Origin of the sequence: Streptomyces sp. 135, from assembly GCF_020026305.1 — a bacterium.
Lineage (GTDB): Bacteria > Actinomycetota > Actinomycetes > Streptomycetales > Streptomycetaceae > Streptomyces.
This window is the reverse complement of the sequence record NZ_CP075691.1, coordinates 7,053,831-7,072,156: the sequence shown is the minus strand read 5'-3', so window position 1 is coordinate 7,072,156 and position 18,326 is coordinate 7,053,831. Positions and strand designations below refer to the sequence as shown.

18 protein-coding genes are annotated in these 18,326 nt (G+C 72.7%); 14 read left to right on the top strand and 4 right to left on the bottom strand.

Annotated features, from left to right (window positions below; genetic code table 11):
• Positions 1-173 precede the first annotated feature (173 nt).
• A complete protein-coding gene (locus KKZ08_RS31770; RefSeq protein ID WP_223777703.1) occupies positions 174-1,433 on the top strand; it encodes a sensor histidine kinase in 1,260 nt (419 codons plus the stop codon).
• Positions 1,430-2,089: a response regulator transcription factor gene (locus tag KKZ08_RS31765; protein ID WP_223777702.1), complete on the top strand. Its 660-nt coding sequence runs from the start codon at positions 1,430-1,432 to the stop codon at positions 2,087-2,089. The genes KKZ08_RS31770 and KKZ08_RS31765 overlap by 4 nt, the downstream gene beginning before the upstream one ends.
• A gap of 50 nt (positions 2,090-2,139) precedes the next feature.
• On the opposite strand, the gene KKZ08_RS31760 is transcribed toward KKZ08_RS31765, so the two are convergent.
• Positions 2,140-2,658, bottom strand: a complete 519-nt coding sequence (locus KKZ08_RS31760; RefSeq protein ID WP_223777701.1) for a universal stress protein — start codon at positions 2,656-2,658, stop codon at positions 2,140-2,142.
• Positions 2,659-2,757: 99 nt separating this feature from the next.
• Between KKZ08_RS31760 and KKZ08_RS31755 the strand changes: the two genes are divergently transcribed.
• Positions 2,758-4,236 carry a PLP-dependent aminotransferase family protein gene (locus KKZ08_RS31755; protein WP_223777700.1) on the top strand — a complete coding sequence of 493 codons (1,479 nt, stop codon included), beginning with the start codon at positions 2,758-2,760 and terminating at the stop codon, positions 4,234-4,236.
• Between the two features lie 17 nt (positions 4,237-4,253).
• Here KKZ08_RS31755 and KKZ08_RS31750 read toward each other — a convergent pair whose 3' ends face one another.
• Positions 4,254-4,541 carry a DUF5955 family protein gene (locus tag KKZ08_RS31750; protein WP_223777699.1) on the bottom strand — a complete coding sequence of 96 codons (288 nt, stop codon included), beginning with the start codon at positions 4,539-4,541 and terminating at the stop codon, positions 4,254-4,256.
• Positions 4,542-4,747: 206 nt separating this feature from the next.
• Between KKZ08_RS31750 and KKZ08_RS31745 the strand changes: the two genes are divergently transcribed.
• Together KKZ08_RS31745 and aceB are read left to right on the top strand one after the other, a co-directional pair.
• Positions 4,748-5,377: a nucleotidyltransferase family protein gene (locus tag KKZ08_RS31745; RefSeq protein WP_223777698.1), complete on the top strand. Its 630-nt coding sequence runs from the start codon at positions 4,748-4,750 to the stop codon at positions 5,375-5,377.
• 225 nt (positions 5,378-5,602) lie between these two features.
• Positions 5,603-7,222: a malate synthase A gene (gene aceB / locus KKZ08_RS31740; RefSeq protein ID WP_223777697.1), complete on the top strand. Its 1,620-nt coding sequence runs from the start codon at positions 5,603-5,605 to the stop codon at positions 7,220-7,222.
• A gap of 67 nt (positions 7,223-7,289) precedes the next feature.
• On the opposite strand, the gene KKZ08_RS31735 is transcribed toward aceB, so the two are convergent.
• Together KKZ08_RS31735 and KKZ08_RS31730 are read right to left on the bottom strand one after the other, a co-directional pair.
• Positions 7,290-8,195 (bottom strand): HipA family kinase, encoded by a 906-nt coding sequence (locus tag KKZ08_RS31735; RefSeq protein WP_223777696.1) that lies wholly within the window; start codon positions 8,193-8,195, stop codon positions 7,290-7,292.
• A gap of 294 nt (positions 8,196-8,489) precedes the next feature.
• Positions 8,490-9,122 (bottom strand): winged helix-turn-helix transcriptional regulator, encoded by a 633-nt coding sequence (locus KKZ08_RS31730; RefSeq protein ID WP_223777695.1) that lies wholly within the window; start codon positions 9,120-9,122, stop codon positions 8,490-8,492.
• An 84-nt stretch (positions 9,123-9,206) separates the two neighbouring features.
• Here KKZ08_RS31730 and KKZ08_RS31725 point away from each other — a divergent pair, with 84 nt between their 5' ends.
• The 9 genes from KKZ08_RS31725 (at position 9,207) to KKZ08_RS31685 (ending at position 18,111) form a co-directional block, all read left to right on the top strand.
• The gene (locus KKZ08_RS31725; protein WP_223777694.1) at positions 9,207-10,418 is read left to right on the top strand and encodes a pyridoxal phosphate-dependent aminotransferase; all 1,212 of its coding nucleotides are present in this window, start codon (positions 9,207-9,209) and stop codon (positions 10,416-10,418) included.
• Between the two features lie 48 nt (positions 10,419-10,466).
• Positions 10,467-11,048 (top strand): peptidase, encoded by a 582-nt coding sequence (locus KKZ08_RS31720; protein WP_223777693.1) that lies wholly within the window; start codon positions 10,467-10,469, stop codon positions 11,046-11,048.
• A 492-nt stretch (positions 11,049-11,540) separates the two neighbouring features.
• Positions 11,541-12,842, top strand: coding sequence for a VWA domain-containing protein (locus tag KKZ08_RS31715; RefSeq protein ID WP_223777692.1), 1,302 nt, complete (start codon positions 11,541-11,543; stop codon positions 12,840-12,842).
• 11 nt (positions 12,843-12,853) lie between these two features.
• Entirely contained in the window at positions 12,854-13,645 is a 792-nt protein-coding gene (locus KKZ08_RS31710; protein WP_223777691.1) for a hypothetical protein, read from the top strand.
• A 107-nt stretch (positions 13,646-13,752) separates the two neighbouring features.
• A complete protein-coding gene (locus tag KKZ08_RS31705; protein WP_223777690.1) occupies positions 13,753-14,346 on the top strand; it encodes a histidine phosphatase family protein in 594 nt (197 codons plus the stop codon).
• Positions 14,347-14,476: 130 nt separating this feature from the next.
• Positions 14,477-15,343 (top strand): TIGR03619 family F420-dependent LLM class oxidoreductase, encoded by an 867-nt coding sequence (locus KKZ08_RS31700; protein WP_223777689.1) that lies wholly within the window; start codon positions 14,477-14,479, stop codon positions 15,341-15,343.
• Positions 15,344-15,409: 66 nt separating this feature from the next.
• On the top strand, positions 15,410-16,069 hold the full coding sequence (locus tag KKZ08_RS31695; RefSeq protein ID WP_223777688.1) for a hypothetical protein: 660 nt from the start codon (positions 15,410-15,412) through the stop codon (positions 16,067-16,069).
• Between the two features lie 288 nt (positions 16,070-16,357).
• On the top strand, positions 16,358-17,173 hold the full coding sequence (locus KKZ08_RS31690) for an endonuclease (protein WP_223777687.1): 816 nt from the start codon (positions 16,358-16,360) through the stop codon (positions 17,171-17,173).
• Positions 17,174-17,298: 125 nt separating this feature from the next.
• Positions 17,299-18,111, top strand: coding sequence for an SAM-dependent methyltransferase (locus tag KKZ08_RS31685; protein ID WP_223777686.1), 813 nt, complete (start codon positions 17,299-17,301; stop codon positions 18,109-18,111).
• The last annotated feature ends 215 nt before the right edge of the window (positions 18,112-18,326 follow it).

Sequence of the window (18,326 nt, the reverse complement as noted above, 5' to 3'; positions counted from 1 at the left end):
GCGCCACAGCACGGTTCACCCGAATCGAAGTGAGGAGCGCCTTTTCAACCTTTAGGTTGACGGCCCCGATACCCGACACCCGTACGGTGGAGAACCCACAACCCACAACCCACAACCCGCACCCCACACCCACACCCACACCCCTCACACCTCACCGCCCCGGCCGAAACCACATGCCCCGAACACGCACGAACGTGCTCCCCACCGCCACCGCCCCCGTCCCCGTCGCCCGCACCCTCCGCCTCTGCCTGCACGCCCTCCTCGCGGGCCTGCTGGCGCTGCCCGCGGTCAAGGCGCTGACGGGCGCCGCCACGGCACACGCGACGCACGCGCCGCACACGACGCACCCCGCGGGAGTCGTCGCCGCGGCGCTGCTCATGGCGGCCGTGTACACGGCGGGCACGCTCAGCCCGGCCGTGGCCGCATCGCGCCGCGTGGCGGCCTGGTGGCTGGCGGCGCTTGCCGCGGCCTGGCTGGTGCTGCTGGCGCTCTCCCCGGACGGGCTGTGGGCCGCGTTCCCGCTCTACTTCCTGCAACTGCACCTGCTGCCGGTCCGCTGGGCGCTGCCCGCGGTGCTCAGCACGGCGGCGGCCGCCATCGGCAGCTTCCTGGTGCACAGCTCCCGGGTGACACCGGGCAGCTTCATCGGGCCGCTGCTCGGCGCGGCGGTGGCCGTCGTCACGGTCCTCGGGTACGAGGCGCTGTACCGGGAGAGCGAACGCCGCCGCGAGCTGATCGACGAGTTGATGGCCACCCGCGCCGAACTGGCCGCCGCCGAGCGGACGGCGGGCACGCTGGCGGAGCGCGAACGGCTCGCCCGGGAGATCCACGACACGCTCGCGCAGGGCCTGTCGTCGATCCAGTTGCTGCTGCGGGCCGCGCAGCGCGCGCTGCCGGACGGCTCCGCCGCGGCCCCGCACATCGAGCGTGCGCGGGCCGCCGCGCAGGACAACCTGGCCGAGGCACGCCGGTTCGTGCGCGCGCTCTCGCCGCCCGGCCTGGAGCGCGGATCGCTCGCCGGAGCCCTGGAGCGGCTGAGCGCGTCGAGCACGGGCCCGCGCGTCCGGTTCTCCCTCAGTGGTACGCCGACGGAGCTGCCCACGCCGTACGAGGTGGCGCTGCTCCGCGTCGCGCAGTCAGCCCTGGCGAACACGGTGCGGCACGCGGAGGCCGCCCGCGCCGAGATCACGCTGACGTTCATGGACGCCTCGGTCACGCTGGACGTGGTGGACGACGGCCGCGGCTTCGACCCGGCGGCCGGCGGCACGGCCGGGCGCACCGGCAGCCCCGGCTTCGGGCTCCCCGCGATGCGGGCGCGCGCCGAGTCGCTGGGCGGCACGTTCACGGTCGAGTCCACCCCTGGCCAGGGCACGGCGGTGGCGATCTCGCTGCCTCTGCCGCTGCCCGCGCGGTCCGAGGAGGCCGCCGCGTGACGCGCGAGCCGGGAGCGACGGTGCGGCTGCTGCTCGCCGACGACCACCCCGTCGTACGGGCGGGTCTGCGCGCGGTCCTCGACGCGGAACCGGACTTCGAGATCGTCGCGGAGGCGGCGACGGCGGAAGCGGCGGTGGAACGGGCCGCGGCGGTGGGGGCGCACCGCGTCGACGTGGTCCTGATGGACCTGCAGTTCGGCGCGGGCATGCACGGCGCCGAGGCGACGGCCGCGATCACCGCGCGGGAAGGGGCGCCGCGGGTCCTGGTCCTCACCACGTACGACACGGACGCGGACATCCTCGCGGCGGTGGAGGCGGGCGCGGCGGGCTACCTCCTGAAGGACGCGCCGCCCGAGGAACTGGCCGCGGCGGTCCGCACGGCGGCGTCGGGGCGGTCGGCCCTCGCGCCCGCGATCGCGCACCGTCTGATGGACCGGATGCGGGCGCCCGCGCAGGCGCTGAGCCGCCGTGAGCTGGAGGTGCTGCGCCTGGTGAAGGACGGTCTGTCGAACCAGCGGATCAGCAAGGAGCTGTTCCTGAGCCAGGCCACGGTGAAGTCCCACCTGGTGCACATCTACGCCAAGCTCGGCGTGGACTCCCGTACGGCGGCGGTCGCCGCGGCCACCGCGCGCGGCCTGATCCGCAACGGCCCCTGACCTGACCCACCCTCACAGCGCCCCCCACACGCCGCCGAAGCCTCTGTCGCTCACTCACCCGCCAGCGCGAAATCCTCCGCCGTCATCTTGCGCAACGCCCTGCGCACGCGCCTCGGCACGGCCGGGGCGGGGACCGTGAGGATCGGGCAGGTGGTGCGGGAGCGCACGCGGCGGTGGGTGCGGCTCGGGCGGTTCCTGCCGGGGCGGGTGCCGAGGACCAGGAGGTCGTCGGGGCGCGCGGCGAGTTCGCTCAGGGCGCGGTCCGGGCGGGCCCTGATCACCCGGCGCTCGGTCCTGACGCCGGGCGGCGCGCCGCCGAAGACCTCGTCGAAGGCGCGGTCGAGGCGGGTGCGCGCCACGGCCCACCAGTGGCGGGCCCACTCCCGGTCGGGGTGGCGCAGATACAGCGTTTCGCCCTCCGGTGGCTCCCAGGCGGTCACCGCGACGAGCACGCGACGAGCACGCCGGGCCTCCTCGGCGGCGACGCGCAGCGCCGCGAGGCTCGCGGGTGAGCCGCTCACCCCGACCACCACACGTCCCGTTCCGCTTCCGCTCTCTGTCCACCCCATCGATACCCCTCCCAGGCCAAACAAGCTGACTGAAGCCGACGGGAACGGATTCTGTACGCTGATTGGCCTGGGGAGCAGGGCCAATCAGCGGGAGTTGGCATGGCAGAGGCACGAGTGGTCCACAGCATGGACAGCACGTCCAGGAGGCTGGGCAGCCGCCGGCTCTCCGATCTGCTGACCGGCATCACCGGCGAGCGCCCCGGCTACCGCGCGCTCGCCCATGGCGTACGCACTCTCCTGCTGGACGGCCGTGTTCCGCTGCACACCCGGCTGCCCGCCGAGCGCGAGCTGGCCACCGCCCTCTCGGTGAGCCGGGCCACGGTCACGGCGGCGTACGACGTCCTGCGCGAGGGCGGCTACGCGCGCAGCCGTCGCGGCGCGGGCACCTGGACCGAGCTGCCGGAGGGGCAGCGGCCGTCCAATGTGGCGGCGTTCCCGGCGGGTGACGACATGCTCGACCTCGCGGCGGCGGCGCCCGGCGCCCCGGAGGCGGAGTTGAGCGCGGCGCTCGGCGCGGCGGGCGCGATGCTGGTCCGGCACGCACCGACGCCGGGTTACCACCCGTACGGCATCCCGGAGTTGCGGGCTGCGGTCGCCGAGCGGTTCACGCGGCGCGGCCTGCCCACGCTCCCCGACCAGATCCTGATCACCACGGGCGCGCAGCACGCGCTGTCCTTGACCCTGACGCTGCTCGGCAGGCAGGGCGACCGGGTGCTGGTGGAGAACCCCTCGTACCCGAACGCCCTGGACGCGATCCGCGGCGCGGGCCTGCGCGCGGTGCCCGTGCCGGTCACGGACGACGGCTGGGACAGTGGGCTCGTCGAGTCCTCGCTGCGGCAGGCGGCGCCCCGCATCGCGTATCTGGTACCGGACTTCCAGAATCCGACGGGCCGGCTCATGCCGCGCGAGCAGCGGGTGCGCATCCTGGAGACGGCGCGGTCCACGGGCACCTGGCTGGTGATCGACGAGACGATCTCCGACATCGCGCTGGACGTCCCGCCGCCCGCGCCGTTCGCGTCGCTGGCACCGTTCGGCGCGGGTGAACAGGTCGTCACCGTCGGGTCGTTGAGCAAGTCGCACTGGGGCGGGCTGCGGATCGGCTGGGTGCGGGCGGGCTCGAAGCTGATCACCGAGCTGGCGATGGCGCGGGTGCCGGTCGACATGGCGACGCCCGTCATCGAGCAGCTGATGGCGCTCCATCTGCTGCGGGGCGTGGACGACGTGCTGCGCGAGCGGCTGCCGAGACTGCGGGCGCAGCGGGACGCCCTGGCGGCGTCGTTGGCCCGCCATCTGCCGGAGTGGCACTGGCGGCTGCCGCCGGGCGGCCTGTCGCTCTGGGTGGACCTGGGGCGGCCCGTGGCGTCCTCGCTGGCCCGCGCGGCGCTCGCGCACGGCGTACGGATCGAGGGCGGTTCGCGCTTCGGGGCGGATCCGGGAACGCATGAGCACCGGCTCCGCATCCCGTACACCTTGCCGCCCGACCTGCTGGAGCAGGCGGTGACCCGCCTCGCGGCGGCATCGGCGGGCGACCTGCGCACCGCGGGCGACGACGTGGGCCGCCGGCACTGGGTGGCGTAGCGCCAGGGGCCGCGCCGTCAGCGCCCGCCTCCCTCCCCGAACATCTCCACCGCACTGCGCACACCCGCCAGGCCGGAGGTCAGGGCGCTGACCGAGCCGATCGCGCCCGCGACCAGCAGCAGGGAACGTCGTAGGCGGGGGATCTCCGGGGTGCCGCCTTCGGCCATCGCGGCGAGTGCCGCCAGTTCGTCCTCGGCGATGCCCCGGTCCGTGAATTCGGCCGGGTGCGCGGCGAGTTCACGGCGCAGTCGGGCCACGGCGGTGCGCAGTCGCGCCACCCGTGGGTCCTCGTCGCTGCCCGTCACTTGCCTCTGTTCCGTGCTTGGCAACACAGCTCTCCCCCTCGCACGTCTTCGTGCGCTGTTCTCGTGCGTCTTCCAGTGGCCCCTGGTGGCGCTGGTCAGACGCCGGGGGCCGCGGGTCAGTAAACCGCCCTTGACATGGGAAGCGCCACTTTCCGGCCGTCGTCGCGGCCGGAACGGGGTGCCCCGATCGGGTGTATCCAGGAGGCATGACGACAGAACCGATGAACGGGCGCCCCGAGGGCACGGCGACGGGCGAGATCGCCGGACTGCTGCTGGCGGCCGGTGGCGGGCGGCGCCTCGGCGGACGCCCGAAGGCGCTCCTGGAGCACCGGGGCCGCCCTCTGGTGGAGCACGCGGTGGAGGTGCTCCGCGCGGCGGGCTGCGCGCGGGTGCACGTGGTCCTGGGCGCCGCCGCCGACGCCGTACGCGCGCGTGCCTCGCTGCCCGGCTGCGTACTGGTCGACAACCCGGAGTGGGAGCAGGGCATGGGTTCGTCCCTCCGGGCGGGTCTCGCCTCACTCCGGGACACGGGGGCCGACGCGGCGCTGGTCTCGCTCGTCGACCAGCCGGGGATCGGCGCGGTGGCGACGGCGCGGGTGCGGGACGCCTACCGGTCGCCGTCGACGCTCGCGGCGGCCGCGTACGAGGGGCTGCGCGGCCATCCGGTGCTGTTCGGCCGCGACCACTGGGCGGGCATCGAGGCGACTGCGGTCGGCGACCGGGGGGCACGCGACTATCTGCGGGCGCACGCCGACGCGCTCACGCTGATCGAGTGCCGGGAGGTGGCCGATGCGTACGACATCGACACGGCCGAGGACCTGATCCACTTGGAGTGACCGGGGTGGCACTCAGCGACACGTTCTGTCGACGAAAAGAATCTCGACATCAACAAACGATTGAACTTCCACCATGAGGAAACTAGTATCCACTGACCAGAAGGCCCGTAACCCCGGACGGGGCCCGCAGCCGTACCTCGGCTCCTGTGGCACTCAGTGCCATCGCGTCTGCCCGGCAGCTCGCCCGGCCCCGTCCGCGCCGCTCTCTGAAGGAAGTGACAGCTCATGTCCGCACTAGCGCCGTCGCCGCTGGCCATCGTCGACGCAGAGCCCCTGCCCCGGCAGGAAGAGGTGCTCACCGACGCGGCCCTCGCCTTTGTGGCCGAGCTGCACCGGCTGTTCACGCCCCGGCGTGACGAGCTCCTCGCCCGGCGCGCCGAGCGCCGTGCCGAGATCGCCACCACCTCCACCCTCGACTTCCTGCCGGAGACCGCCGCGATCCGCGCGGACGACTCCTGGAAGGTCGCCGAGGCCCCGGCCGCGCTGAACGACCGCCGGGTGGAGATCACGGGCCCGACGGACCGCAAGATGACCATCAACGCCCTGAACTCGGGCGCCAAGGTCTGGCTCGCCGACTTCGAGGACGCCTCCGCGCCCACCTGGGAGAACGTGGTCCTCGGGCAGCTCAACCTCACGGACGCCTACGAGCGCCGCATCGACTTCACCGACGAGCGCACCGGCAAGTCGTACGCCCTCAAGGACGCCGGCGAGCTGGCCACGGTCGTCATGCGCCCGCGCGGCTGGCACCTGGACGAGCGCCACCTCCAGGTGGAGGGCCGCCCGGTCCCCGGCGCGCTCGTCGACTTCGGCCTGTACTTCTTCCACAACGCCAAGCGCCTCATCGAACTCGGCAAGGGCCCGTACTTCTACCTCCCGAAGACGGAGTCGTACCTCGAGGCGCGCCTGTGGAACGACATCTTCGTCTTCGCCCAGGACTACGTCGGCATCCCGCAGGGCACGGTCCGCGCGACCGTCCTGATCGAGACGATCACCGCCGCGTACCAGATGGAGGAGATCCTCTACGAGCTGCGCGACCACGCGTCGGGCCTGAACGCGGGCCGCTGGGACTACCTCTTCTCCATCGTCAAGAACTTCCGTGACGGCGGCGAGAAGTTCGTCCTGCCGGACCGCAACCTCGTGACGATGACCGCCCCCTTCATGCGCGCGTACACCGAACTCCTCGTGCGCACCTGCCACAAGCGCGGCGCGCACGCGATCGGCGGCATGGCGGCGTTCATCCCGTCCCGCAAGGACGCGGAGGTCAACAAGGTCGCGTTCGAGAAGGTCAAGAACGACAAGGACCGCGAGGCCGCCGACGGCTTCGACGGCTCCTGGGTGGCGCACCCGGACCTGGTCCCGATCGCCATGAAGTCCTTCGACGCGGTGCTCGGCGACAAGCCGAACCAGAAGGACCGCCTGCGCGAGGACGTGCACGTCTCGGCGGCCGACCTGATCGCCATCGACTCGCTCGACGCGAAGCCCACGTACGAGGGCCTGGTCAACGCCGTCCAGGTCGGCATCCGTTACATCGAGGCCTGGCTGCGCGGCCTCGGCGCCGTCGCCATCTTCAACCTCATGGAGGACGCGGCCACCGCCGAGATCTCGCGCTCGCAGATCTGGCAGTGGATCAACGCCGGTGTCGTCTTCGAGAACGGTGAGACCGCGACCGCGGACCTCGCCCGCAAGGTGGCGGCCCGGGAACTGGACGCCATCCGCGCCGAGATCGGCGACGAGGCGTTCGCCGCGGGCAAGTGGCAGCAGGCCCACGACCTCCTGCTCCAGGTCTCCCTGGACGAGGACTACGCGGACTTCCTGACGCTGCCTGCGTACGAGCAGCTGCGCTGAACCCACCCGGTCGTACGACCATGACGAGGCCCCCGGCACCGCACAGCGCCGGGGGCCTCGTCACGCGTCAGCCCACGTGACGCGTCCAGTCCCGCTCCGCCGCGGGCTTGCCGTGCAGGTCCGGGACCCGCTTCAGCCAGGCCGGACGGCCCGCCTCGGTGGCGGCGGCGCGGCGGGCATCGGCCGCGGCCAGTTCGCCGCGGGTGGGGAAGCCGGTGGGCAGCCAGGCCGCGGAGGAGCGGGCGCGGGCCAGGAGGTGACCGACGTAGGCCTCGCGCACCTCGTCGGGCGAGGTGAAGCCGGGCTCGTCGGCCAGCCACGCGTCGGGGACGAGCGCGGTGATCTCGCGCAGCGCGGACTCCGTGACGAGCGGGGCCAGTTCGGCGTCGGCGGCGGCCATGTCGGGGCCGTAGCCGCCGAGGGCGTGGTGGCGGAAGTCGTACGCCTTGTCGGGCGCCGACGCGCCCCAGCGGTGGTGGAAGACGAGGGCGGCGCCGTGGTCGATGAGCCACAGCTTCGGGGGGCGGATGCCGAAGGTGGGCCAGATCATGAGGTTCGAACTGTGCACCGTGCGGTCGACGTTGGCCGTGAGGGCGTCGAGCCAGACGACCTTGCCGGCCTCCAGCGGGTCCACGTCGATGGCGTCCGGCGTGAAGTCCTCCGCGCCCGGCAGCAGGTCCATGCCGAGGTTGAGGCCGGCGCTGGCGCGCAGCAGGTCCTGAACCTCCTGGTGCGGCTCGTCGGACGCGACCGCCGGGTCGAAGTGGACGAGGACCAGCTCGGGGAAGCGCAGGCCGAGGTGGCGCGCGAGCTCACCGACGACGATCTCGGCGACCAGCGCCTTGCGGCCCTGGGCGGACCCGGTGAACTTCACGACGTACGTACCGAGATCGTCGGCCTCCACGACGCCGGGGACGGAGCCGCCGGTGTGCAGGGGCTCGAGGTAGCGGGTCGCGGTGACCACTCTCAACATTTCCTCAGGCCACCCATCTCTTAGGCCTTGCGTTCAACGGTCTGCTGCGGAGAGGTGGAGGAGCCGGCGGCCTCCGGTGTGAAGTGAACATAGTAACCGGGAGTGATCGCGGGCGAGGAGTGCCGCACCCCCGGGGGTGGCGCCCCGTCCGCTTCTCGCGTTCGGGGGCGCCGTCGTTGCGCGTGGCTACGCGGTCACGTGCGCACCGGGCGCCTGCCGTTGTCCGGCCGCCCCTTGCGGTGGACGTCCGGCACCCGGGGCGGGCCCCTGCCCTGACGGTCCGGGCCGCGGGCGTCACGACGCGCGCAGCGCCTTGGCGAGGACGGAGTCCCCGGAGACCTCGACCCGGCCCTCCCGCACGCCCTGCCCGAGGGACAGTTCGCCGCGGCTCACCGCCACGCACGTCCCGGCGTCCAGCGTGACGCGGGCGTCGGGCTCGTCCGGCGCCGGCCCGTCGCCGTAGCTCTCGGCGCCGCCCGCGAGCCGTACATGGAAGCGTCCCTCGTCGAGCCGCACCTCCACCACGCCTTCGAGCCCGGTCCCCGCGAGGCGCCGCAGCAGCGGCAGCGCGAACCAGTGGGCGCGCACCGCGTCCGTGGGCCTGCGCTCCGCCAGGCCGTGCGCGCCCCAGCCGGCGAGGGCCTCCAGGACGGGCAGCAACTCCCGTCCCCGCTGGGTGAGTTCGTAGACGTACGCCGCCGCCGGCGGGGGCAGGCGCCGCCGCGTGGCCAGGCCCTGCTGCTCCATGTCCTTCAGGCGCGAGGCGAGGACGTCGGTGCTGACGCCCGGCAGGTCGGCGTGCAGGTCGGTGTAGCGGCGGGGGCCGACCAACAGCTCCCGGACGACCAAGAGGGTCCAGCGGTCGCCCACGGCGTCCAGGGCCCGGGCCGCCGCGCAGTACTGGTCGTAGCTTCGGCGAGGTGACATGGGACGCAGTCTAGACAGGTTGTTGGACTTTCCAAGGTGTGACTTGGTAAAACCAAGTAACTCACGTCACGGGAGGCGCACCGCATGGAGTTCCGGCAGTCGAGCAAGCTCAGCGAGGTCTGTTACGAGATCCGGGGCCCCGTCATCGAGCACGCCAACGCCCTGGAGGAGGCGGGCCACAGCGTCCTGCGCCTCAACACCGGCAACCCCGCGCTCTTCGGCTTCGAGGCGCCCGAGGAGATCGTCCAGGACATGATCCGGATGCTCCCGCGCGCGCACGGCTACACGGACTCGCGCGGCGTCCTGTCCGCCCGCCGCGCGGTCGCGCAGCGCTACCAGGCGCTCGGCCTCGACGAGGTCTCCGTGGACGACGTCTTCCTCGGCAACGGCGTGTCCGAGCTGGTCACCATGGCCGTGCAGGCGCTCCTCGAAGACGGCGACGAAGTCCTCATCCCGGCGCCCGACTTCCCCTTGTGGACGGCCGTGACGACCCTCTCCGGGGGCAAGGCCGTGCACTACGTGTGCGACGAGACCGCGGACTGGTATCCCGACCTCGACGACATGGCCGCGAAGATCACCGACCGGACGAAGGCCGTCGTGATCATCAACCCCAACAACCCGACGGGCGCGGTCTATCCGAAGGAGATCCTGGAGGGCATCCTCGATCTCGCCCGGCGGCACGGCCTGATGGTCTTCGCCGACGAGATCTACGACCAGATCCTCTACGACGACGCCGTCCACCACAGCGTCGCCGCCCTCGCCCCGGACCTCGTCGTCCTCACCTTCTGCGGCCTGTCGAAGACGTACCGGGTGGCGGGTTTCCGCTCGGGCTGGCTGGTCGTCACCGGACCGCAGCAGCACGCGAAGAATTACCTGGAGGGCCTGACGATGCTGGCCTCCATGCGGCTGTGCCCCAACGCGCCCGCGCAGTACGCCATCCAGGCCGCGCTCGGCGGCCGCCAGTCCATCCGCGAGCTCACGGCCCCCGGCGGACGGTTGCACGAGCAGCGGGACCGGGCCTGGGAGAAGCTGAACGAGATCCCCGGCGTCTCCTGCGTCAAGCCGAAGGGTGCTCTGTACGCCTTCCCGCGCCTGGACCCGAAGGTCCATCCGATCCACGACGACGAGAAGTTCGTCCTGGACCTCCTCCTCCAGGAGAAGATCCAGGTGGTCCAGGGCACCGGCTTCAACTGGCCGCGTCCCGACCACTTCCGTATCCTCACCCTCCCCCACGCCGATGACCTCGACGCGGCGATCAGCCGGATCGGCCGCTTCCTGAGCGGCTACCGCCAGTGACACCGAGCACCCAGGAGCGCCGTGCCGCCGTCCTGCACCACCTGTGCCGTGCCCGTCCTCACCCAGTTCGCCTCGCCCGAACTGGTCGGCCCCATCGTGTACGAGGGCCACGACCGGGCCGCGGACCCCGCGTGGCGGGAGTCGGGCGCGGCGACCCTGGACGACTACGCCCGCTGGTGCGGGCACCTGTGCGGGGTGACGTGCTTCCGGATGTTCCTCGGGCCGTCCGCGCCGTCCCTGTTCGAACTGCGGGACGGTGCGCTGAAGTACGGCGCCTACACGGAGGCCGGTGGGGTCATCCGGGGGATGGTCTACGCTCCCTTCGCCGCGTACGCCCGTGAGGCGCACGGTGTCGACGCCACGGTCCACCGGCACCTGTCGGTCGAGGAGATCGGCGCTCTCCTCGACGAGGGGCGGCAGGTCGTCGCCTCCGTGCACTTCGAGATCCGCCGGCCGTGGCTTGCTGCGCCGGGCCGGGGTGGGCACCTGGTGCTGGTCACCGGCCGGGCGGCGGATGGGCGGCTGCACTTCCACAATCCGTCCGGGGTCGATGCGGGGACGCGTGCGGCGGTCATGTCCGTCGATGAGTTCGAGCCGTTCTTTGCTGGGCGGGGGGTTTCGCTGCGGTGAGGGGGTGCGGGGCCGTCTGAGTGTGCGGGTCCGTCGTGGCTGGTCGCGTAGTTCCCCGCGGCTCCCTGGCGGGGGGCCGGACCGTCAGAGTGTGCGGGTCCGTCGTGGTTGCTCGCGCCGTTCCCCGCGCCCCCAAAACGGGCCGCGGCCCCGCCGGACCGTCAGAGTGTGCGGGCCCATCGTGGTTGCTCGCGCCGTTCCCCGCGCCCCCAAAACGGGCCGCGGCCCCGCCGGACCGTCAGAGTGTGCGGGCCCATCGTGGTTGCTCGCGCCGTTCCCCGCGCCCCCAAAACGGGCCGCGGCCCCGCCGGACCGTCAGAGTGTGCGGGCCCATCGTGGTTGCTCGCGCCGTTCCCCGCGCCCCCAAAACGGGCCGCGGCCCCGCCGGGCCCTCTGAGTCCGCTAGTCCGTCGTGGTTGCTCGCGCCCCTGGCGAGGCCGTGGATCCGCTGTCGTTTTGTCGGATGTCGTGCAAGATCAATAGGATCCGGCGATGATCACAAGACAACGGCCGGCGGCCTGGGTCATCGCTCTGCTTGCCGCCCTGACCGCCGGAGTCGTCACGGCAGGCCCCGCCGCCGCCGATGACGACGACGAACCGGCGCGCCCCGCACCCAAGGTCGAGCTGGTGCTCGACGTCAGTGGGTCCATGCGGGCCCGCGACATCGACGGCAAGTCCCGCATGGCCGCCGCAAAGCAGGCGTTCAACGAAGTGCTTGACGCGACCCCGGACGAGGTCGCCCTCGGCATCCGTACCCTCGGCGCCAACTACCGCGGCGACGACCGAAAGACGGGCTGCAAGGACACCGAGCTGCTCTACCCCGTGGAGCGGCTCGACAAGGCGGGCCGTACCGACGCGAAGACCGCCGTGGCGACCCTCGCGCCGACCGGCTGGACCCCGATCGGCCCGACGCTGCTCAAGGCCGCCGACGACCTGACGGACGACACCGCCGAACGCAGCCGCCGCATCGTGCTGATATCCGACGGCGAGGACACCTGCCAGCCGCTCGACCCCTGCGTCGTGGCGCGGGAGATCTCCGCCAAGGGGATCCACCTCACCATCGACACGCTCGGCCTGGTCCCGGACGCCAAGACCCGCGACCAGCTGAGCTGCATCGCGGAGGCCACCGGCGGCACGTACACCTCGATCCGGCACACCGATGAACTCGCGGGCCGCGTCAAGCAGTTGATCGACCGCGCCGCCGATCCGGTGGTCACGCCGGTCGAGGCGAAGGGTGCCGCCGAGTGCGCCGACGCGCCCCTGCTGAAGTCGGGGCTCTACACCGACCGCGAGGAGTTCGGCGAGCACCGCTGGTACCGCGTGGAGGTGCCCGCGGGCAAGGAGCTGCGCGCCTCCGTCAGCGTGTCGGCCGACCGCGCCGTCAACCAGGACTACGGCGTGCTGCTGCGCGCCGAGACACCGGGCGGACGCGAGATCGTGCGCGGCCAGGAGTCCGGTGACGGCCGTACCGACGTCATCTCCACCGGCCTGCGCTATCCGAGGCCGGAAGCCGACGAGAGCAGCGAGAAGGACAAGTACGGGGCCTCCGAGAGCGTCTGCCTGCGGGTCAGCAACTCCTTCTCCGCACCCGCCTCGGTGAAGAAGACGCCGGGCCTGCCCGTCGAGCTGGCCGTCGATCTGGTCGACTCCCCCGACGAGGCCTCGGACGTCGCCTCCTTCGGCCTCGGCCACGGCTGGTGGCTGCTCGGCCTGCTCGTGCTCGTCGGCTTCGTGGCCGGTCTGGTCTGGGGCTGGCTGTCCCGCTGGCGCTTCGCGGTCTGGAGGACCAACTGATGAGCCGTCCGATGCGTACGACACGTGTGTGGGCACGCGCGGCCCTGCTGGCCACGGCCGCCCTGCTGGCCTTCCCCGGAGCCGCCGCCGCCGACAGTGGCGGTGGCGGTGACGACAAGGGCGAGGCCCCCACCGAGGCGGGCACGTCCTTCCGTACCGCCACCCCGATCCGCCCCGACCAGCAAGCCACCGCGGAGGCGTCCACGGGTGACTACCTGTACTGGGCGTTCCCCGTCGACACCGGTCAGCGCGCCACCGTGCACGCCACGGTGAAGCTCCCGGACACGGCCGCCCGGCACGCGGCCTCCACCTGGCAGGTCGATGTGTACGACGGCCTGCGGCGCCGCCAGGCCTGCCGGCTCGGCACGCCGAAGAGGACGGTGGCGCCGGACGCCGGGTCCGTCTCCCTGTCCTGCACGCTGCGCACGGTGCGGGCCTGGTCGGAGCAGTGGGCGAACGACCCGCTGCCGGGCACCTACTACCTGCGGCTCACGGTCACCGGCCTGAAGGCCGACGACCTCGGCCTGCCGGTGCGGGCCGAGACGAAGGTGACCACGACCGACGCGGGCGGCGCGCAGGCCGTCGACGGATCGCTCGCGGAGCCGCTGGTGCCGGGCGCCGGCTCGGACCGGCAGCGGCCCGCCGCCGCCACGGAACCGGAGGACGGCTGGGCCTCCGGCTGGTGGTCCTCGCGCTGGATCTGGACGGCGGCCGGCGGCATCCTCGCGGCCCTCGCGGGCGTCGGCGGATACGCCCTGACCCGCGGCTCCGGCCGTCCCGCGCGGGTACCGCAGGGCCTGTAGCCGTCCCGGCGGGCCCGCCACGCGGGTAAGCCGCGCGGCGTGGCAGTCTCGGTGGTGGCCGGACCGCACGGTGCGGCCACCACCGGAAGAACAGGAATGGCGCGACCATGGGCGATCTGCTCCTCGTCCGGCACGGCGAGACGGAGTGGTCCCTCTCGGGACAGCACACCGGCTGGACGGACATCCCCCTCACGGACAACGGCAGGCGGCAGGCCCGTTCGCTCGCCCCGCTCGTCGGCGGGTTCCGGATCGGCGCGGCGTTCACGAGCCCGCTGCGGCGCTCCCGGGAGACGGCGGAGCTCGTCGGTTTCCCGGACGCGTACGTCGACCCGGATCTGCGCGAGTGGGACTACGGCGCGTACGAGGGCGTCACGACCGTCGAGATCCACCGCACGCGGCCCGACTGGTACCTCTTCACCGACGGCGTCGCGCCCGGCCCGCCGGAGCACCCCGGCGAGAGCCCGGAGCAGGTGGGCGAGCGCGCCGACCGCATGCTGGCCAAGGTGGACGCGGCGCTCGCCAACAACGAGGGCAGCGTGGTCCTCTTCGCCCACAGCCACTTCCTGCGCGTCCTGACGGCGCGCCGTCTCGGCCTGCCCGCGTCGGGCGGCTCGATGTTCCTCCTGGCGACGGGCACGGTGAGCCGGCTGAGCACGGAGCACGGGCGGCCGGTGGTGGCGAGCTGGAACCTGCGGCCGTAGTACGGGGGTTGGGCGGCGGCGGCCCCCGCGGTCCCCTCCGTGGCCGCCGCCCCGCCCGCCCTCGAAAGCCGCGGACTTGATCACCCCGCCCCATTCGACAGCCGCGCTCTTGATCATCAAGACTGCGCGCATGCGATACGGCGTGAATCTCCTCAACTTCGGCTCCGGCACCACCCCCGACTCCCTCGTGCGGCAGGCGTCCGACGCCCGTGAACTCGGCTTCGAGTTCGCGATGATCTCCGACCACATCGCGGTGACCCCGGACGTCCACGAGGTCTATCCGGCGCCGTTCTACGACCAGTTCGTGCTCGCCGCGCACCTCGCGGGGCGCGTGCCGGGGCTGCGGCTCGGCACCACCATCACCGTGATCCCCTACCGGCACCCCTTGCAGACCGCGCGGCTCGCCGCCAACATCGACCGGCTCAACGCCGCCGGGTTCATCCTCGGCGCCGGGGTGGGCTGGTCCGCCGCCGAGTACGAGGTGCTCGGCGTCCCCTTCCGGGAGCGCGGCGCGATCACCGACGAGTACCTCACCGCGATCCGCGCCGCCTGGCGCGAGGACCCGACGTCCTTCCGGGGCACGTATGTCTCGTACGAGGATGTCCGCACCGCCCCGGCCCCCGCGACCCGCCCGGGGCTGCCGGTCTGGGTCGGCGGCAACTCCCCGGCGGCGCAGCGCCGCGCGGCCCGGCTCGGCGAGGCCTGGCACCCGTTCATGCCCACGCGGGACGCGCTGCCGCGCTCCCCCGCATCGCGGCCGAGGCCGAGGCCGCGGGCCGCCCGGTGCCGGACCTCGCGCCGCGGCTCCAGATCCGGCTCGGGGAGCGGCCCGACACGTCCGACCGGCCGCTCGGGCACGGCAGCGTGGACCAGATCCGCGGCGACCTGGAGACCCTCGCCGAGCTGGGCGCCACGGACGTACTGCTCGACATCTACCCTGGTTCTCCCGGCGAGCGGGCGGGCGCCGACGAGGACCGGCGGGTGCTCGAGCTCGTGATGTCAGTGGCACAGGGCACCATCGGTACCAGTTGACGGTACCGACGCGGAAAGGGGTGCGTGCGCGGTGAAGCCACCCACGGCCACGCAGCGGCGGATCATCGAGGCGGCGGACCCGGCGACCGGGCGGCTGTCCGGTACCGAGGCCCAGCTGACGGGCCTGGTGCGGGCGCGCCTGGCCTTCCGCCATCCCCGGCCCCCGCACGCGTACTTCCTGACGCCCGCGGGCCATCGCCTGCGGGACGAGGCCGCCGCGCGGACACCGGAGCCCGCCGCGGACCCGGCCGCCGGGCCCGCGGCTGCTTCCGGCGTCTTCGCGGCGCGCACCGGCACGGAGACGTCCGTGACCGGGAGCGAGGGCCCCGCCCGCGTGCGGGAGGTCCGCAGCGCCTGGGAGGGCCTGGTCGAGCTGCGCCGCATGACGAACCCCGACGGCGCCCGCGACCGGCCCTGCGCGTGGGAGCGTACGCATCTGGTGCGGGCGGCGGCCCTGGCCCTGGAGGCGGCGGGCCGCCTCCCCGCCCGTCCGGGCCACGAAGGCGATACAGGCCACGAGGGCTACGAGGTGTCGGCGACCCCGCAGCCCGAGGCCGTCGCCGTCCGCGAGCCGTCCCCGGACGGGCTGCGGGCCTGCGCGGCCGCGCTGGAACGGGCGGGCTGGCAGGTGAGCGAACACGCCGGACCACGCGGCGCCCGCTATCTCCTGGCCTCCCCGAGGCGCGCGTGAACGGGGCGCGTGTGAACGGGGCGCCGGGCACCGCCAGAACACGGCTCCCGGTGGGCCATGGCGAGCGAGCTGATTCTCGTCCTCATGGCCGACAAGGGCGTCCAGCCTGCCCTCGACACCGCCCACTGCCGCGTACATGACATCGTTACCCGACCGACCCACGACGTTCACACCCATGTACGCACATCCGTGCGACTCTCCCGGTGACCGAGCAGTCAACTCGCGTAGACCCCGCGCCCCTTGGGTGGACGCGCGGCACGCGAGCCCCCGGGAAAGGACACACCCCACATGCCCGTCCCGCGCGTACGCCGCTGGAAACCCCTGGCCCTGACCGCCGCCGTGCTCGTCGGCATCACCGTGCCCGCCACGGCCACGGCCACCCCCGCACCGGCCCCGGCGACCGCGGCCGTCGGCGCCTACGACGACACGTACTACAAGGACGCGCTCGGCAAGACCGGCCCCGCGCTGAAGTCCGCGCTGCACACGATCGTCAGCAAGCAGACCAGGCTCTCCTACAGCCAGGTCTGGGACGCCCTGAAGACCACCGACCAGGACCCGGCCAACAGCTCGAACGTGATCCTGCTCTACACCGGCACCTCCCGGAGCAAGAGCAGCAGCGGCGGTGACCAGGGCGACTGGAACCGCGAGCACGTCTGGGCCAAGTCCCACGGCGGCTTCGGTACGGCGACCGGGCCCGGCACCGACATCCACCACCTGCGCCCCGAGGACGTCACGGTCAACAGCATCCGTGGCAACAAGGACTTCGACAACGGCGGCGGCGCCGTCGCCGGCGCCCCGGGCAACCTCACCGACGGCGACTCGTTCGAGCCGCGCGACGCGGTCAAGGGCGATGTGGCCCGCATGATCCTCTACATGGCCGTGCGCTACGACGGCGAGGACGGCTTCCCCGACCTGGAGCCCAACGACAGGGTGGACAACGGCAGCGCGCCCGCCATCGGCCGCCTGGCGGTGCTGAAGCAGTGGAGTGCCGAGGACCCGCCGGACGCGTTCGAGAAGAACCGCAACCAGGTCATATTCGACAAGTTCCAGCACAACAGGAACCCGTTCATCGACCACCCGGAGTGGGTGGAAGAGGTCTGGTGACCGCCGACCGCCGGTGAGTTGGGTTTCGGCGACCGGGGTGGGGCAGGCAACTGACCCGGACGGGACACCGTCTAGATTGATGCTTGATCGTCGAACTACCTGACGTAGGTTCCCAGGAGGCTCTCGTGTCAGACAACGACCCCCAGCTCGGCTCCGCCGCCGACGTCCGTGCGCGCATCGACACCAGCAAGCCGCACTCCGCACGCTTCTGGAACTACTTCGTGGGCGGCAAGGACAACTACGAGAAGGACCGCGAACTCGGCGACCACATCAAGGAGATCTTCCCCGGCCTGGTCGACGTGGCCCGCACCAGCCGCCTCTTCCTCGGCCGCGCGGTGCGCCACCTGGCCACGGAGCGGGGCGTGCGGCAGTTCCTGGACATCGGCACGGGCCTGCCCACGGCGGACAACACGCATGAGGTCGCCCAGCGCGCGGCCCCGGACTCCCGCATCGTCTACGTCGACAACGACCCCCTCGTACTCGCCCACGCCCGGGCCCTGCTGACCAGCACCCCCGAGGGCGAGACGGCGTACATCGACGCGAACCTCTACGAGCCCGAGGTGATCCTGCGGGAGGCCGCGAAGACGCTCGACCTCACGCAGCCGGTGGCGCTGATCATCCTGAACACCCTCGGCCACGTCGCCGACCACAAGGAGGCGCGCGACCTGGTCTCCCGCCTCATGGCCGGTCTGCCGTCCGGCAGTTACCTGGTGATCAGCGACTCCACGGCCACCAGCGAGGGCATGATCGCGGCGTCGAACGAGTACAACAAGAGCGGCGCGATCCCGTACCACGTACGCGCCGTCGACGAGATCGCCGCCTTCTTCGAGGGCCTCGAACTGGTGGAGCCGGGCGTCGCACAGGTCACGCGCTGGCGCCCCGAGACGGAGGACCAGACGGCGGTCGACGCGTACGGCGCGGTGGCCCGCAAGCCGTGACCGCGCCACCCGCGCGGCGCCCCTGACCCTGCCGGGCGCACGGGACATGCGTCAACAGTGCGCCCGGCGCGTAACCCACTCAGGCGACACCTGATCGCGCCACCTTGACGCGCCGCGACGCGATGGGGCCCCGGTCCGGTACTGCGTCCACCCCCGGCAAACGTCATCTTCCGGACAATCACGTCATGTGCTCAGCATATTCATCCGACAAGTGA

Excerpts from the sequence above, each read along its gene's own strand:
- KKZ08_RS31770 (WP_223777703.1), top strand. The coding sequence starts at position 174 with ATGCCCCGAACACGCACGAACGTGCTCCCCACCGCCACCGCCCCCGTC.
- KKZ08_RS31760 (WP_223777701.1), bottom strand. The coding sequence starts at position 2,658 with ATGGGGTGGACAGAGAGCGGAAGCGGAACGGGACGTGTGGTGGTCGGG.
- KKZ08_RS31755 (WP_223777700.1), top strand. The coding sequence starts at position 2,758 with ATGGCAGAGGCACGAGTGGTCCACAGCATGGACAGCACGTCCAGGAGG.
- KKZ08_RS31745 (WP_223777698.1), top strand. The coding sequence starts at position 4,748 with ATGACGACAGAACCGATGAACGGGCGCCCCGAGGGCACGGCGACGGGC.
- aceB (WP_223777697.1), top strand. The coding sequence starts at position 5,603 with ATGTCCGCACTAGCGCCGTCGCCGCTGGCCATCGTCGACGCAGAGCCC.
- KKZ08_RS31735 (WP_223777696.1), bottom strand. The coding sequence starts at position 8,195 with ATGTTGAGAGTGGTCACCGCGACCCGCTACCTCGAGCCCCTGCACACC.
- KKZ08_RS31730 (WP_223777695.1), bottom strand. The coding sequence starts at position 9,122 with ATGTCACCTCGCCGAAGCTACGACCAGTACTGCGCGGCGGCCCGGGCC.
- KKZ08_RS31725 (WP_223777694.1), top strand. The coding sequence starts at position 9,207 with ATGGAGTTCCGGCAGTCGAGCAAGCTCAGCGAGGTCTGTTACGAGATC.
- KKZ08_RS31715 (WP_223777692.1), top strand. The coding sequence starts at position 11,541 with ATGATCACAAGACAACGGCCGGCGGCCTGGGTCATCGCTCTGCTTGCC.
- KKZ08_RS31710 (WP_223777691.1), top strand. The coding sequence starts at position 12,854 with ATGCGTACGACACGTGTGTGGGCACGCGCGGCCCTGCTGGCCACGGCC.
- KKZ08_RS31705 (WP_223777690.1), top strand. The coding sequence starts at position 13,753 with ATGGGCGATCTGCTCCTCGTCCGGCACGGCGAGACGGAGTGGTCCCTC.
- KKZ08_RS31700 (WP_223777689.1), top strand. The coding sequence starts at position 14,477 with ATGCGATACGGCGTGAATCTCCTCAACTTCGGCTCCGGCACCACCCCC.
- KKZ08_RS31690 (WP_223777687.1), top strand. The coding sequence starts at position 16,358 with ATGCCCGTCCCGCGCGTACGCCGCTGGAAACCCCTGGCCCTGACCGCC.